General features: G+C 57.5%; 13 protein-coding genes. 9 read left to right on the forward strand and 4 right to left on the reverse strand.

All coding sequences use genetic code 11. From position 1 onward, the window contains the following. Window positions 1-49 precede the first annotated feature (49 nt). The 6 genes from HMPREF1153_RS04850 to HMPREF1153_RS04875 all read left to right on the forward strand — a co-directional run bounded on the left by HMPREF1153_RS04850 (window position 50) and on the right by HMPREF1153_RS04875 (window position 5955). The gene (locus tag HMPREF1153_RS04850) at window positions 50-1051 is read left to right on the forward strand and encodes a FecCD family ABC transporter permease (protein WP_009645848.1); all 1002 of its coding nucleotides are present in this window, start codon (window positions 50-52) and stop codon (window positions 1049-1051) included. 1 nt (window position 1052) lies between these two features. Continuing rightward, window positions 1053-1796, forward strand: a complete 744-nt coding sequence (locus HMPREF1153_RS04855; RefSeq protein WP_009645775.1) for an ABC transporter ATP-binding protein — start codon at window positions 1053-1055, stop codon at window positions 1794-1796. Between the two features lie 90 nt (window positions 1797-1886). Beyond that, complete coding sequence (locus HMPREF1153_RS04860; RefSeq protein WP_009645814.1) at window positions 1887-2891, forward strand: ABC transporter substrate-binding protein; 1005 nt, start codon at window positions 1887-1889, stop codon at window positions 2889-2891. Between the two features lie 237 nt (window positions 2892-3128). After that, window positions 3129-4292 (forward strand): DUF819 family protein, encoded by a 1164-nt coding sequence (locus tag HMPREF1153_RS04865; RefSeq protein ID WP_009645880.1) that lies wholly within the window; start codon window positions 3129-3131, stop codon window positions 4290-4292. Window positions 4293-4305: 13 nt separating this feature from the next. Next, window positions 4306-5307 carry a Gfo/Idh/MocA family protein gene (locus tag HMPREF1153_RS04870; protein ID WP_009645844.1) on the forward strand — a complete coding sequence of 334 codons (1002 nt, stop codon included), beginning with the start codon at window positions 4306-4308 and terminating at the stop codon, window positions 5305-5307. Window positions 5308-5316: 9 nt separating this feature from the next. After that, on the forward strand, window positions 5317-5955 hold the full coding sequence (locus HMPREF1153_RS04875; protein WP_009645780.1) for an HAD family hydrolase: 639 nt from the start codon (window positions 5317-5319) through the stop codon (window positions 5953-5955). Window positions 5956-6473: 518 nt separating this feature from the next. Here the strand turns inward: HMPREF1153_RS04875 and HMPREF1153_RS04880 are convergent. The 3 genes from HMPREF1153_RS04880 to HMPREF1153_RS04890 all read right to left on the reverse strand — a co-directional run bounded on the left by HMPREF1153_RS04880 (window position 6474) and on the right by HMPREF1153_RS04890 (window position 8852). Continuing rightward, complete coding sequence (locus HMPREF1153_RS04880) at window positions 6474-6962, reverse strand: hypothetical protein (protein ID WP_009645820.1); 489 nt, start codon at window positions 6960-6962, stop codon at window positions 6474-6476. A gap of 245 nt (window positions 6963-7207) precedes the next feature. Continuing rightward, window positions 7208-7615, reverse strand: a complete 408-nt coding sequence (locus tag HMPREF1153_RS04885) for a very short patch repair endonuclease (RefSeq protein ID WP_009645768.1) — start codon at window positions 7613-7615, stop codon at window positions 7208-7210. 1 nt (window position 7616) lies between these two features. Next, window positions 7617-8852, reverse strand: coding sequence for a DNA cytosine methyltransferase (locus HMPREF1153_RS04890; RefSeq protein ID WP_009645845.1), 1236 nt, complete (start codon window positions 8850-8852; stop codon window positions 7617-7619). Between the two features lie 153 nt (window positions 8853-9005). Between HMPREF1153_RS04890 and HMPREF1153_RS04895 the strand changes: the two genes are divergently transcribed. The 3 genes from HMPREF1153_RS04895 to hflX all read left to right on the forward strand — a co-directional run bounded on the left by HMPREF1153_RS04895 (window position 9006) and on the right by hflX (window position 13450). Next, window positions 9006-10067 (forward strand): HindVP family restriction endonuclease, encoded by a 1062-nt coding sequence (locus HMPREF1153_RS04895; protein ID WP_071530758.1) that lies wholly within the window; start codon window positions 9006-9008, stop codon window positions 10065-10067. Window positions 10068-10131: 64 nt separating this feature from the next. Further along, a complete protein-coding gene (locus HMPREF1153_RS04900) occupies window positions 10132-11130 on the forward strand; it encodes a nucleoid-associated protein (protein ID WP_009645788.1) in 999 nt (332 codons plus the stop codon). A gap of 376 nt (window positions 11131-11506) precedes the next feature. Next, window positions 11507-13450 (forward strand): GTPase HflX, encoded by a 1944-nt coding sequence (gene hflX, locus HMPREF1153_RS04905; RefSeq protein ID WP_009645841.1) that lies wholly within the window; start codon window positions 11507-11509, stop codon window positions 13448-13450. Here hflX and HMPREF1153_RS04910 read toward each other — a convergent pair whose 3' ends face one another. Next, entirely contained in the window at window positions 13451-14743 is a 1293-nt protein-coding gene (locus HMPREF1153_RS04910; protein ID WP_037369880.1) for an ATP-binding protein, read from the reverse strand. It lies immediately after the preceding gene. Window positions 14744-14999 lie beyond the last annotated feature (256 nt).

The following is a 14999-nucleotide window of genomic DNA, read 5'->3' on the forward strand; positions in this document are numbered from 1 at the left end:
TTCTGCCAAGCGATAGGACTTCGATGCTTGGCAACACGAAAGGATACCGATGAAATCATTGAAACTGCGTGCGGCTTTCTTGCTTCTCGTGCTCATTTGCAGCATTGTGCTCGCGTTGGGGTTCGGCTCGGTGACGCTGCCGACGGATACGCTCTTCGCCGAGATCTCTGCGGCTCTTTCGGGAGAGTCGTCGAAGAATGCGATGATTCTTTTCGACATCCGCCTGCCGCGCATCCTTTTCGCGGCGCTTGCCGGAGCCGCTTTGGGACTCACGGGGCTTTTGATGCAGACGGTCTCGCAGAATTATCTTGCTGACCCCTATATTCTCGGCGTTTCGGCGGGAGCGAGCACAGGCGCCGTCGTCTGCATCGTCTCGGGACTGGCGCAGCAGCTTTTTGGCTATGGCATTTACGTCGGCGCCTTTTTCGGCGCGGCGCTTTCGACGGCGCTCGTGATCTTTCTGACGGGGAGGGGCGGCAGCCCCGTGCGCCTCGTTCTCATGGGAATGGGCGTCTCGGCGCTCTTTTCCGCCCTGACGATGCTCGCGATTTACGGGGCGAAGGACGAGGCGCAGGTGCGAAGCGCCATGTTCTGGCTCATGGGCAGCCTCACGGGCATCCAGTGGAAGGCGGTGCCTGTCATGGCGGCGTCGCTCGCGGCGCTCATGCTCTTCATCTACCTCTTGCGCCATGAGCTTGACATCCTCCTGCTCGGCAAGGAGGAAGCGCGTCATCTCGGCATGTCCGTCATGCGCCTGCAGCGGCTCATCGTGCTCTTTTCGTCCGCCGTCGTGGCGGTCGTCGTGGCGCTCTCGGGCATCATCGGCTTCATCGGGCTCATCATCCCTCATGCGGCGCGCTTCTTCGGCGAGCCGAAGCACGGCGTGCTCCTGTGGTTCACGGCTCTTTTCGGCGGCATTGTCCTCGTCTGGGCCGATGTGCTCGCGAGAAGCGCCTTCCGCCCCGAAGAGCTTCCTATCGGCATCTTGACGGCGGGACTCGGTGCGCCCGTGTTCCTGTGGATCATCAGCCGCAAGTACGGAGGCTATTGACATGCTCTCGGTCAGGAACTTGTCTTTCGCGGTCGGCGCAAAAACGATTCTCGATGATGTGTCCGTCGATTTCGCTGCGGAAAAGATCACGGCGATCCTCGGTGCAAATGGATCGGGAAAAAGCACCTTGATGTCCTTCCTCGGGAAGAATCGTGCTGCGCCCGGTCACGTTTTTTTCTGCGGCGAAGACATCAGCGAGATTTCGCCGCACGCTTACGCCTTGAAGGCGGCAATGCTGCCGCAGCAGCGCGAAACCATCGCGGACTTCGCTGTCGAGGACGTCGTCGTCATGGGGCGCTTCCCCTACAAGCGGCAGTTTCGCGACTACACGCGAGCCGACTACGAGATCGCGCGCACTGCCATGCGCGAGGTCGGCATTGAGGCGATGGCGAAGCGCCGCATCGGCAGCATGTCGGGCGGCGAGATCCAACGCGTCATGATCGCCAAGGTTCTCGCGCAGAAGCCGGAACTCATCCTTATGGACGAGCCGACGAACCACCTCGACGTCCGCTACAAGGTCGCGCTCATGAACACGCTGCGCGCCTACGGCGGCACTATCGTCCTCGTGTTGCACGACCTGTCGCTCGCCGCCCAGTATGCCGACCGCGTCGTCGTCATGAAAGACGGTCGCATACGAGAAGAAGGGGAGACGGGCGCCGTTATGCGCACGGAGCTTTTGGAAGAGATCTTCGGCGTTCCCTTCGTGCGATTTGAGAAGAACGGGCGCGTCTATTTGAATTATTGAAGAATCACTGATACATTCAGCGGTTCCTTGTATGAGTCGTATGGTCGCGGCAAGCGCTGCGGCAAGGATATATATCAAAGGAGGATCTTTATGAAGAAATGGCTGAAGAAGACGGCTGCGGCGGGACTCGCCGCTCTGCTCCTCGCATCGCTCGCCGGCTGTGGCAATGACGCCAAGAAGGCGGGGGAAGGAAAGGCGGCGGGCTATCCCGTCAAATGGACGGAAACGCTTGACGGGAAGGAAGTGACGGCTTCGGTGGAAAAGGCGCCGAGCCGCGCCATCTCGATGTCGCAGGCGACGACGGAAATGATGCTCGCGCTCGGCCTTGAGGACAAGATGGTCGGCACGGCGATGAAGGAGGAAGACATTTACCCGCCCTTGCAGGCATCCTATGACAAGGTCAAGGTGCTCGCGGAAAAGTGGCCGTCCTACGAAACCTTCATGGCGGAAAAGCCCGATTTCGCAACGGGCTGGGAGGTGCCTTTCACGAAGCGCGGCATTCCTGCAGATTCGATTACGGCACAGGGCGTGCCCATCTATGTCCCGTCCTCGATGCAGAAGCTCGATGCTGACCTCGATACCGTGTTTGACGATATGATGAAGCTTGGCGCGATCTTTGGTGTCGAGCCGAAGGCGCAGGAATGGGTCGACGGGCAGAAGAAGATCCTCGCAGACGTGCAGGAAAAGATCAAGGATCTGCCGAAAAAGCGCGTGTTCATCTACGATGCCTCCGACGGCAAGCCGTTCACCGCTTACAAGGGCTACACGACGAACATCCTGAAGCTCATCGGCGCGGAAAATGTCATGGCGGATGCCGGCGTTGACAAGACATGGGCGGCGACGACATGGGAAAGCGTGGTCGCTGCAGATCCCGAGTACATCATCATTGCCGACTACAGCAACGGCATACGGAACGACGACGATTTCCAGAAGAAGGTCGCCGCTATCAAGGAAAATCCGCAGCTTGCGAATGTCAAGGCTGTCAAGGAAAACCATTTTCTCAAGGTGAAACTCTCGGAGATCACGCCGGGCGTGCGCACGGTCGAAGCATTGAAGCGTCTCGCCGAAGAGATTCACGGAATCAACCTGCAGTGAGACTTTCAAGGAAGCGCTGCTCGGCGATGTTGAAGTTTCCCGTACTTTCTTGATGCTGCTTGGTATGCCTCCCGCATGTGCGGGGGGCGCATGGATTCTCAATACTTGACCAAAAGAGGCGCCTGTGCGGCGCTTTTTTTGGATTTGTACGAAAGGCGAGTAGTCCGGGCGCTTTCCTTATGGTATACTGGCAGGGAGTTCTGTATACCGACGCTTTTGCAAAAAAGGAGGGATTTGATGATCACCGACGGGCTTTCCTATGTCTCCGTCCTTGTGTTCTTCGCGTCTGTGATTCTTGCTGCCGAAAGGGTGACGGGGTGGGCGGTCTTTCGCTTCGTCCCCGGCGTCGTCTTCATATACATCGGTTCGATGTTGCTCGCTACGCTCGGCGTCTGGAGCATGGCGGCAACGAAGCCCGTCTATCGCGAGCTTTCGGCGCTCCTGACCTATGCGATGATCTTCACGATGCTCCTGCGCTCGGATGTCCGCAAGATCTTTCGCATCGGGCCGCGCATGCTCCTCGGCTTCTTCTCTGCGACCGTCACGATCGCCGCCGGGTTCGTCGTCGCCTTCCTCGCCATGAAGGATCATCTCGGCGCTAACGCGTGGATGACGCTCGGTGCACTCTCCGGCTCATGGATCGGCGGCTACGACAATATCATGGAGATTCAGACCGCGCTGCACATTCCAACGATCGACATGGAAGGTGCGTTCATCGTCGACTCTATCGACTATACGATCTGGGTCCTGTTCCTCTTCTGGCTCGTCACGCTTGCCCCGCGCTTCAATCGCTGGATGGGAGTGGATACGGCGAAGCTGGACGCCGTATCGCAGGCGATCGAGGACGATGATGCGAGGCGGACGGGAGAGATTTCTTTTCAAGGAATCTTCTTGATCTTTGGCACGTCGCTCCTCGTCTCCTCCGTTGGCGCAGATCTCGGCCCCTTGCTTTACGTTGCCATGCCCTTTCTCACGCAGTCCATCTGGACGATTCTCTTCATTGCAGCCTCCGGACTCATCGCCGCCTTTTCTCCGCTCGGGCGCATTGCCGGCTCCATGGAGGTTGCAAACGTGATGCTCTACTCGCTCATCGCGCTCATCGCCTCGCGCACATCCCTGCTGCAGTTCGGCGATGCACCCGCCTGGGTGCTCGCGGGCTTCATCATCCTCGGCGTGCACTTCCTTCTCATGGCATTGATCGCACGCATCTTCCGGCTCGACATGTTCACGCTGTGCATATCCTCGATGGCGAATATCGGCGGCGCAGCATCAGCGCCGATTCTCGCGAGCCTGTATTCCGGCGCTTTGATCCCCGTCGGCATATTCCTGGCGATCCTTGGACACATCATCGGCACGCCGCTCGGACTATGGATTGCACGCTTGTTGGAAATGCTCGCTTGAAGGAGTGTACGTTATGGAAAAGAAGAGAACCTGCCGCTGGGCGACGATCGGCTGCGGCACGATCGCGCGTGAAATGGCGCAGGCACTGCAGCGACTCGGACGCGGCTTCTGCGCTGCAGCGGGGCGCACGCCGCAGAAGGTGAGGGACTTCGCGGCAGAGTTCGGCATAGAAAAAGCGTACGATACGCCGGCGGCTCTTCTTGCCGACCCGGACATTGACATCGTCTACATCTCGACGCCGCACAATACGCATGCGCCCTACATCATGCAGGCGCTCTCCGCCGGCAAGCATGTACTCGCGGAAAAGGCCATCACGCTCAATGCGCACGAGCTTGCGACGGCGGCCTCTCTCGCCGAGGAGAAGGGACTCGTCCTCGCTGAGGCGATGACGATCTACCACATGCCGCTCTATCGTGCGCTCGCCTCGCGCATCGAGGCGGGCGAGTTCGGCTCGCTTCGTCTCGCGCAGCTGAGCTTCGGCAGTTATAAGCCTTACGATATGGAAAACCGCTTCTTCAATCTCCGTCTCGCGGGCGGCGCACTCCTCGACATCGGCGTCTACGCTTTGTCCTGCGCACGTTTTTTCTTTGCGGAAAACCCTGAGGAAATCGTCTCTCGGGCGCGTCTTGCACCGAGCGGCGTCGACGAGCAGGCGATCATCGTGCTTAAGAACGGCGTCGAGGAAATGGCCGCCATCACGCTGTCCCTTCATGCCAAGCAGCCCAAGCGAGCCGTTTTCTCCTTCGACGACGCTTATATCGAGATCTGCGACTATCCGCGTGCCGACCGTGCTTCCATCATCTGGGCGGCGGATGGACGCCGAGAAGATGTTGCGGCGGGCGAGACGGAAAAAGCGCTCGATTACGAGGTTCTCGCGATGGAGCGCGCCGTCCGCGGGGAAGGAAACGAGATGCGCTTCGACTATACGCGGGGCGTCATGGAGGTCATGACGAAGCTGCGGGCGGCCTGGGGCGTCAAGTACCCCGAGGAAGAAGCGGCTGCAGAAAGATCTTGAGGTGAATGAATGAAATACCGCTATTATCTGTTTGATTTCGACTATACGCTCGCAAATTCGGAGAAGGGCATCACAGGCTGCTTTCATACGACACTCAAGCGGCTCGGTTACGACGACGTGCCCGATGAGGCGATCCGCCGCACGATCGGCCTGCCGATGGACGAAGCGATCCGCCGCATTGCGGGCATCGAGGAGGCGGCGGAATGTGAGCGTTTCCTCGTCAGCTATCGCAAGGAGGCCGACAAGGAAATGACGCCGAATACGCATTTCTATCCCGAGACGCTGCCGCTCCTCGAAAAATTGCGTGCGGCAGGCGTGAAGACCGCCATCATCTCGACGAAGACGCGCCATCGCATCATGGAGAAGTTCATCGCTGAAAATGTCACGCATCTTCTCGACTTCGTCATCGGCTGCGAGGACGTCGAGACGTTCAAGCCCTCGCCCGAAGGCATTCTCGCCGCCTGCCGCCGCTTCGGCGCGGCAAAGTCCGAGGTCATCTACACGGGGGACAACTTGGTCGACGCCGAAGCGGCGCAGGCGGCCGGCGTCGACTTCGCCGCCGTGCTCACGGGCACGACGGAAAGAGCCGCCTTCGAGGCGCTGCCGCATGTGAAGATCATGAAAAATCTCGGCGAACTGCTGGCATAGCGAAGTGGGATTGAACCGCTTTGGACGCGCATGGCCGAACATGCGAAAAGATGGCGGCCATCGCTCTGTGCCTGCCCGGATTGCTGCGATGTATTGACGCAAACGCAAAGAACGAATAACCGCCGCGCTTTCGCGCGGCGGTTATTCGTTCAGGCACGATTCTTTCGTCATTCACTTCTCATCCGACTTTTTTTCGAGACTCACCGTCCCATCGGATTCTCCTCCTTTCCGAGTATTCGGAGGCTTCCTTTGACTGCCCCCGTCAAGCGCAGGTACCGGTCACTTCATCCGCCGGCCTCTTTTTCCCCCTTTGCTTGCCTTCATTATACAGCAAATGGTTTGACTTGTCAAGATTTTCTGACGATTTACCGTAAAAATCCAAGGGGTCAAGCCTGAGGGGGAGACCGATGGACTTTTCATGTAAGAGGCGCGCACAATCCCTGCAAAGTGAGCATTTGCGCGTATATTGAGTTGAGAAAAGTCCAAGCGCTCCGTTTGCAAAAGCCGCTTTTCGATCATCAGCTTCGCTTTGCCGCCAACTGCTGCTGCTGTTTCGCCAAGTCGAGGAGCGCCGCCTGACGCTCGCGCCGCTCGCGCTCGATGCGCGAGGCGACGTCTTCCGCCTGTGGAGCATCCTCAACCGTATGCTTGGCGATATCCAGGATGTCCGCCTGCGCCTGCGTCCTGTCTCCCGCGATGCGTGCGGCAACATCCTCGGGCGATTCCTCGGCAGAGGCATCTTCTCCGGCCGCTGCCCTGGCCGCCGCTTCTTCCTCGCGCTTTCGCTCTTCCTCTTCCGCTCGACGTGCAGCCTCTTCCGCCTCGGCCTTCTTGCGCGCCTTCGCCTCCGCCTTCTTCAAGCGCCGCTTCGCCTGCTCCGACATATACTTCTGCCACTCCATCGGATCGACCTCGATCAGGCGCGGCTCGGCGATGAACGCTTCATATTCAATGGAATGATTGCCCAGGTATACCTTCCTGCCTGTTGTCACATGCTCCTTTTCCATGGCATAATCTCTCCCGTTCCCTGGAATCGCTGTATCGTGTGCGGGGCGAATCCACGACCGCCCGCTCTCTGCTGTACGCTCTGCAGAGAAAACCCTTTTGCTTTAATTCCCCGTCGATGATTGGAAATCCTTTATGCATGGCAAAAAATCCTCAAAATTTTTAAGTTTCCACTATGAACAGTGCAAAAGTCTCGGAAATCGGCTCTTTGTGCACATGGCTTCACTCTGCAATATGCCAGAAGCAGTCAGCAATATTGCAAAATAGCATTCGCACAGGCCTCGACATCGGCCTTTATCTCAGACTCCCAGAAGCGGAGCACGAGCCAGCCAAGCTGCGTCAAGGCGTCCGTGACTTCCTTGTCACGCTCGACGTTGCGGGAGAGCTTCTTTTTCCAGTACGACTGCCGCGATGCAATCTGCTCGCCAGGATTTTCCTCATGTCCCCGCGCATGCCAAAAATCGCCGTCCACGAAAACGGCGATTTTTTGACGTGTCAGCGCGATGTCCGGCGTGCCGGGAAGCGCCCGCCAGTTTTTCCGATAGCGAATCCCCCTGTGCCAAAGCGCCTTTCTGAGCATGATCTCAGGTTTCGTGTCGCAGCTCTTGACGCTCTGCATCGCCTTGCGCCGGCTTTCCGGCGTGAGGACGTCCATCTTACGAACAATGCGAGCCGTATCGCGGCGGGACTTCGGCTCTGTCGTAGGAGGTCGCGCGCAGATACTCGTCGTAAAGCGCCACGGCGCGTTTGATCTGCGAGCGAACGGAAGGAGATAGATTCCGGAATTCCGGACATTGCGACAAGCGATGCAGATAAAGAACGGTTTCTTCGCCCGCGTCCATCAGGCGAATGGAATGTGCGCGTTTGACACGCGAGGCCATGTCGCCGGCCGTGCGTCGGGCGAGACGCATCTTCTCCACCAGCCATTCCGAGAAGTCTTGCCTGAATCCCGTCTCGGCAAACTGAAAGGTCAATTCCACAGGCTGCTTGTAAACGACGTTTTTACGTTCGATGTAGTTTTTCAAAGTACGGGCGACGTACTCGCCCAATTTGACAGGAACGGCGTTGCCGATCATTTGCTCCATGTCGGTTTTCGAGCCGCACCAATGATAGTCGGCGGGAAAGGTTTGGATCAAGGAGCGCTCCAGCGTCGTCAGCGCTCGCACGTTCTCATCGACAGGACAGGCGTCATTGGGATGCCCCGGATACCCTTTTGGCACGGGACGGTTGACGCCGCGCATGGTCGGCGCCGGCTCGTCAATGGAGTATACGGCTCTTCGGCAATAGTTGCGCGGATGACGATAGTAGAATTCAAAATCCAAAGCCGCACCAAAGTAATCGCGAAGAGTCATATCCTTCGAGGACTGCCCCGCAAGAAGCCGCTCGCGCAGAAAATCGTCCGCTCCTCCCATTTCGCCGATGCAGAAGAAGCGCTTCCGCTTTTGCGGCACGCCGCAGCGCGAAGCGTCCAGCACCATCATGGTGAGTCCGTATCCAAGCTGCTTGAAAACGGCGTGCGCCTCTCGGAACGCGCAGCTGTTCCTGGCGCGATCGACATTTTCCATGACAAAATATTTTGGCCGCACCGCTCGAACGATTTCCGCATACGCCTCTGTCAATCCCGCGCGACTCCCTTCGACGCGCTTTCCCGCATGAGAAAAATCCTGGCACGGAGGTCCTCCGATGATGATGTTCGGTTGTAAATCTTGGATTTTTCCCACAGCTTCCTCTATGTTCGAGAGATCCGTCGTAAAAACAGGATGGGAAAAATTCAACGCATAGCACTCGGCAGCCTTGTTCCAGAATTCAAAGGCGGCAACAATCTGGAATCCTGCATTTTGGAAACCCTTGGACAAGCCGCCGCACCCTGCAAATAAATCTACAATACGCATACTGAACCTTTCTAAACGCAGTTGAAACATGGTATACTGCTGTAGGAAACGTTGATGAATTTAACGCTTTCCACAAGTCGCTGTGTTTATTTTAACGTAAGCAATCATTGACGTCAATATTTGACGTCAATTTTTCCAAGATAGGTGATGTTCATGAAACATGAATCAGGGTTGTATGGCATCGTGCATTCCAATCGGAACATGGAGCAGCATTGGAGCAAAAACTGCTTCAATTCCAGTTTCCCAACGGCAATGGCAAACTATATGATGGCAAAGAACCTTCCTGCACTCTATGTAACGCTTGCCAAAGCAAACGGCGGGCTGGCTGTTCAATCTACGCAAATTTCCGTTCGTGATTTGTTTCGTTGCGGCGCTCTTACGCCAGAATCTTTGAATTTTTGCTTTGAATCGATCTTTGAGCCGTACCAGGCCTATTCTTTTGACAAAATCGATGGGATCGATCTTGTGGTAAAAGATCTGAATGATACGCCTCTCGCCCCCTTGGAGGTGAAGCTGACGGTTCTTCCGACCTCCAATAGCAGCAAGAAGCCGCAGTCGCAATGGGGATGCGAATTGGTCGTTCGTTCTGCAACAACGAGTTATTGCGCTTTCGGCATGTTCGATGCACTCAAGAAAAATCATGCGGAAATCCGCGAAATATTTGAAGACGCATGTTCGTCTATCCAATCATGGGACAATACTTTTGAGATGTCGCATAAGACGGGTGCTCTTTGTGAGGCGCTCGACAAGTTTGAGGAGAGATTTTTCAAACAGCAGCGTCCGCTCGTTATGGAACCGATCTGGAGGACGCAAGGGCAATCGCCCCTGTTGGATGAAAAAGCGTTCTGCCTTGTCGTATGGAGCGATTATGCGTTCTCGCGTCTCTTCATCGACAAGGCAAAGGTCGATGGGAACAGGGGTATGTCACGCAGTATGCGAGCCGCCGCAAAACTTGCCCGTTGCTTGTGGGAACTTGGCAGATCAGGGAAAATTCATGTCAATGACATCTATCGGCAAATGGCATTCGGCAATCAAACGGACAAAGAATTTGCCGTTGAAGCTTCCCTATGGCGGCGGTATGTCGATGTAAAGCAACTTCCCAAATTCATGCTCGGACGTGAGATTCTGCACGAAATTATCTTGGATGGTTTCATAGAGCGGCTGCGTCCAGAGCGGCGGTTCGACCAGACGCTCTATTTCACAATGCGAAGATAAGGGCGCAACATGGCATGATTGTACGAAAATCATCGGGCTTCTTTGACAGAACAGGCGGTGCAATATGACCACAATCGACAAGGCGGCGCTTCATATTCTCGACGCGGCGGGCTCTTCGCTTCTTTCGGCGGCGGAGCTGCCGCTTACGGGTGAGACGAGCGAATATCTTCTCACGCATATTGAGAAGAGCCGCAAAAGTCCCGACAAGAAGGCGGGGACATTTTACGAGGACAGCGAGTGCAGGAAGGAAATCGCCGCTTATCTTGCGGGCGAGAAAGATTTCCTTGCCTTTTCGCGCACGCTGGCGGAATCCTTTCTGCGTGCGTTTTCCCATGCGGCGGAGGCGGCGAGCATGCTGCTCTTCGTGCTCGAAGTGCACGAAGATGAGCGGCGCGAGCTCATCGTCTTCCTCTGCCGCAGCCATGCGGGCTTTTCACCCGCCGTCGTCGATACGGAGGGCGGGCTTTCGGCGGAGCTTTCGGCATGCGGCTCCCTTTTGCCGAGCGCTTCGGCGACGATGGACGAGTTCGCCTTCGTCGATCTCGCGACGCTTGCCGTCCATGTGCGTGCCAAGCGCTACAGCGTCGACGGCAACGCCATCTTCGTCCTGCCCGAGCTTGTCTTGGAATGCGGGCAGGCGCCTTCGGCGCGCGAGGCTTTGAAGAAGGCGAGCGATACGGCGAAGAAGGTCGCTGAGGCCTACGGCGGTGATGCCGTGGAGACGGCGGCTGCCGTCAAATCCTTCGTCGCGGGCGAGCTTGCCGAAAAGGATGCAGTGAATCCCTTGGAAGTTGGCCGAGAGGTATTCAAGGGCAATCCCGCCATGCAGGCGGACTACGAGCGGGTGATCGAGGAAGCGGGATTCGCTGCGCCCGTGGAGATGGACAAGGAATCCATCCTCAAGAAGATGAAGAATCATAAGCTCAAAACGGATACGGGCATCGAGCTTGTGATCCCGACGGACTACTTTGACAACACGGAATTCGTCGAATTCCGCCGCGGCGAAGACGGCACGATCTCCATCACGCTCAAGCAGATCCAGAATATCGTCAATCGAGGGTGAGGCGTACTTTTTTCTGAAGGGGGATAGACAGGGCGTGGTGGATATGATAAACTGAAGCCGAGCAAGAAAGATGTCTGCCTCTATGAGGCGCAAAGGAAAAGCCCCCAACAACTCGACAAAGTCGGGGGCTTTTCTATGCCGTTTGGTTCGGGTGGCTTAGACCCTAGGTTGGCTGCCAGTCAGCTATCTGTCCAACCGTTTGCAGAGGTAGTAAGCGACTACGCTTGCCGTGACAGATAGCAAGAAAGATGTCACAAGCTCCATAAGGCGCACCCCCTTCCTCTGCCGGTATGGGGGAGGCAGCGCTTACAGTGTAGCATACAGACAATGGATGCACAATACGGACGAGAATGGTCATCGGACAGAAGGAGGCGTCATGAAGGGCAAAAGAATCCAGGGCGAGATTCAGAATCTCAAGCCGCATATCATGCGAGAACTGCAGAGCCTCTACGATCTGAGCGTGCCGGTCGGGCAGCTTTCGACGAAGGAGCTGAACGAGAGGCTCATCGCCGTCACGGAGGAAATCGGGCGCGAAGTCGCCGTCTACGTCGACCGCAAGGGGCGCATCATCGAAATTTCCGTCGGCAGCACGTGGACGGTCGATCTGCCCGCCGTCGATGCCCGCTCGGAGGTGCGTCTTTCGGGCGTGCGCTGCATCCATACGCATCCGAGCGGCGATACGGAGCTCAGCGAGCCCGACATCTCGTCGCTTCGCCGCCTGCGCTTCGACGCGATGGCGGCCATCGGGCGGCTCGCGGGCGAGAGCGTCGGCTGCCTCGGCTTCTTCACGGGCGAGAAGGAAGAGGACGGAACGCTCGAAGTGCAGCTTTTCGGCCCCGTGCGTGCCGATCATCTGAACCGCATCCGCCTGACGCCGCTCATCCAGAGCATCAACAAGCGTCTTTCTAGGGAGCGTACGCAGGCGACGGACGATGAGGAGGAACGCGCCGTGCTCGCTGGGATCGATGCGCCCATGACCTGCGCTCAGTGGACGACGGAGGATTCGCTCGCCGAGCTGGCGGAGCTTGCACGCACGGCGGGCGCGACCGTCGTCGGCACGTTCATCCAGAAGAAGGCGAAGCCCGATACGGCGCTCTTTTTGGGACGCGGCAAGGTCGAGGAGATGGCGATGTTCATCCAGAACGAGCGTGCGACGCTCGTCATTTTCGACGATGAGCTTACGCCGTCGCAGCAGAGGAATCTCGAAATGGCGCTCGGCGTGAAGATCCTCGACCGCACGGCGCTGATCCTCGACATCTTCGCGCAGAGAGCGCGCACGGCGGCGGGCAAGCTGCAGGTCGAGCTGGCGCAGATGAAGTACAGCTTGCCGCGCATCTTGGGACAGGGACTCGTGCTCTCAAGGCTCGGCGGCGGCATCGGCACACGCGGCCCCGGCGAGACGAAGCTCGAAGTAGACCGTCGTCGCATCCGTCGGCGCATCCATGACATCGAGGGCGAGATCGTGCGGCTCAAGAAGGAGCGATTGCTGCATCGCGAGCGCCGCCGCGCCGCGCGCATCCCCGTCGCCGCCCTCGTCGGCTATACGAATGCCGGCAAGTCGACGCTCTTGAACGCCTTGACGGGCGCAGATGTCTTTGCCGAGGACAAGCTCTTTGCGACGCTCGACCCGACGACGCGATCTCTTCGGCTCGCGGATGGCCGCGAAATCCTCGTGACCGATACCGTGGGCTTCATTCAGAAGCTGCCGCATACGCTCGTGCAGGCCTTTCACGCAACGCTCGAGGAGGTCGTCGAGGCCGACCTTCTGCTGCATGTCGTCGATGTGTCGAACGAGGCTGCCGAGTTCCAGATCGAGGCTGTCACTGAGGTTCTTAAGGAACTTGGCGTCGCCGAAAAGCCCATGCTCTATGTGCTGAACAAGCTCGATCGCCTGACGAACGGCGCAGGCGGCACGGGCGGAGGCGACGCAGCGGCGCATGTCGATCAGGCAGACGATGCGAGGCACGAGGCAGCGGGGGGTGATGCGGCGGACGGATTTTCCAGAGGAGAGATTCCGTCCTTGGAAGAAGCGCCTTTACCGCCCGCCGTCCTGCGCCTCCTGCGCGGCCGCGAGGGCTGCGCCATCTCTGCGAGGACGGGCGCGGGGCTTGCCGACCTGCAGGAAAAGATCGCCTCATGCTTCCGCACGGGCGAGGTCGAGCTTACGCTTCACATCCCGTTTACGGAGAACGCAGCCGTCACGCGCCTGCACGAGGCGGGGCGGGTGCTTCAGACGGACTACGACGAGCGCGGCACGCGCGTCCGCGTCCGTCTGAGCGAAGAAGAAGCCGCGCGCTTTCGCCGCTATGAGATTCCGTAATTATAAAAAGTCTTTTGCCCTTGCTGCAAGATAGAGGGGTAGGTTCGTGATGGCGCCGTCCTTTTGATAGCCGAGCCGGGAAAAGCGCAGTGCACACTGCGGCGCTCGGGTGGCGATATAGCGTTTGAACGACGGCGCCGCCTTGCGCTTTCCGCCCTTGACTTCCACGGGCACGATCTCCATGCCGTTTTGCAGCACGAAGTCGATCTCGCTGTTCTTGTTGGCGTAATAGCGCGGCGCGAGCGGGAATTGACTGCGAAGCTGCTGCAGGACGTAGTTCTCTGTCAGCGGCCCTTTGAATTGGAAGTCGCTTTTGAGGAGAATCGCACCGTTGTCGACGCCCGCCATGTGCTTCAGCAGCCCCGTATCGAAGAGGAAGAGCTTGAATTGGTCGAGCCGGTCGAAAGTCGCGAGGGGATGCTCCATCTTGGAAACATTGCAGACGCGGCTGAGAATTCCTGCCGAAACGAGCCATTCGATGGCCTCCTCAAAATCACGCGCCCTGCCGCCCGTGCGCACGGCGCCGTACATGAACTTCTCGTTCGTCTTGGCGAGCTGGGAAACGATGCTTCGGAAGACCAAGAGGATGCGCGCACTGTTGACCTTGCCGTTATGCTTGGAAAAATCGTTTTCGTAAATCTCGACGAGTTCATGCTGGATGCGTGCGATCTGCAAGGGATCCTTCGCTTCCTGCCAGGACGCGACGCATTCGGGCATGCCGCCGATGATCAGATAATGGTCGCAGGCCTCGAGCAGACGGTTGTGGAAGATTTCCTCAATCGGCTGCCCTTTTTGTATGCCCGCGTAATAAGCGTAAAGCGCCGGATTCGTCGCGGCAAGAAATTCATCGAAGGTCAAAGGCCCGAGATCGAGCAGATTGACCATGCCGACGGGATACGACTTCGGCTGGGCAAGGAGCGTCCCGAGCAGGCTGCCCGCCGCGATGGTCGCATAGTCGCTCGCTTTTTCCTTGAAGTATTTGAGTGCGTTCAGCGCTGATGGGCATTCTTGAATTTCATCGAGAATCAGCAGGGTCTTTTCCGGCTCGATTTTCCTGTTCACAATCAGAGAGAGCAGTTCGACGATGCGATGCGGGTCTTTGTTTGTTTCAAAGATGGACTTGAGCGCCTCGTCCTCGTCGAAGTTGAAATAGACGAAGTCTTCATATGCGGTCCTGCCGAATTCTTTCATGAGCCAGGTCTTGCCGACCTGCCGCGCTCCCCGCAAGACGAGCGGCTTGCGATGCTTGCTGTCTTTCCACTGCTGCAAGGCGGCCATGGCATTGCGCTTCATGCGGAACGCCTCCTTCCTCGTTCGATTTCGTTGTCCTGCCACGGGAAAGGCAAGCCCCCAAAGGGAGCAGGACTTCATGCAGGACAAGCATCACGATTTTCTTCATAATATAACTGTATTCTTGCACGTTTTTCTGTATTCCACAAGCCCTTTTCGTACGTTTTTCTGCATTTCATAATATATTTTTGCACATTTTTCTACAAAACTGCGATGAGAAGTTTTATTGAGAATATCTTGCGACATAAGTCGTCCTTGG

This window comes from Selenomonas sp. CM52, from assembly GCF_000292955.1.
Classification (GTDB): Bacteria; Bacillota; Negativicutes; order Selenomonadales; family Selenomonadaceae; genus Selenomonas.

Bases quoted from the DNA above. Each gene is read 5' to 3' on its own strand.
- HMPREF1153_RS04875 (WP_009645780.1), top strand. From the start codon at position 5,317: ATGAAATACCGCTATTATCTGTTTGATTTCGACTATACGCTCGCAAAT.
- HMPREF1153_RS04900 (WP_009645788.1), top strand. From the start codon at position 10,132: ATGACCACAATCGACAAGGCGGCGCTTCATATTCTCGACGCGGCGGGC.
- HMPREF1153_RS04870 (WP_009645844.1), top strand. From the start codon at position 4,306: ATGGAAAAGAAGAGAACCTGCCGCTGGGCGACGATCGGCTGCGGCACG.
- HMPREF1153_RS04885 (WP_009645768.1), bottom strand. From the start codon at position 7,615: ATGGACGTCCTCACGCCGGAAAGCCGGCGCAAGGCGATGCAGAGCGTC.
- HMPREF1153_RS04880 (WP_009645820.1), bottom strand. From the start codon at position 6,962: ATGGAAAAGGAGCATGTGACAACAGGCAGGAAGGTATACCTGGGCAAT.
- hflX (WP_009645841.1), top strand. From the start codon at position 11,507: ATGAAGGGCAAAAGAATCCAGGGCGAGATTCAGAATCTCAAGCCGCAT.
- HMPREF1153_RS04860 (WP_009645814.1), top strand. From the start codon at position 1,887: ATGAAGAAATGGCTGAAGAAGACGGCTGCGGCGGGACTCGCCGCTCTG.
- HMPREF1153_RS04890 (WP_009645845.1), bottom strand. From the start codon at position 8,852: ATGCGTATTGTAGATTTATTTGCAGGGTGCGGCGGCTTGTCCAAGGGT.
- HMPREF1153_RS04850 (WP_009645848.1), top strand. From the start codon at position 50: ATGAAATCATTGAAACTGCGTGCGGCTTTCTTGCTTCTCGTGCTCATT.
- HMPREF1153_RS04865 (WP_009645880.1), top strand. From the start codon at position 3,129: ATGATCACCGACGGGCTTTCCTATGTCTCCGTCCTTGTGTTCTTCGCG.
- HMPREF1153_RS04855 (WP_009645775.1), top strand. From the start codon at position 1,053: ATGCTCTCGGTCAGGAACTTGTCTTTCGCGGTCGGCGCAAAAACGATT.
- HMPREF1153_RS04895 (WP_071530758.1), top strand. From the start codon at position 9,006: ATGAAACATGAATCAGGGTTGTATGGCATCGTGCATTCCAATCGGAAC.
- HMPREF1153_RS04910 (WP_037369880.1), bottom strand. From the start codon at position 14,743: ATGAAGCGCAATGCCATGGCCGCCTTGCAGCAGTGGAAAGACAGCAAG.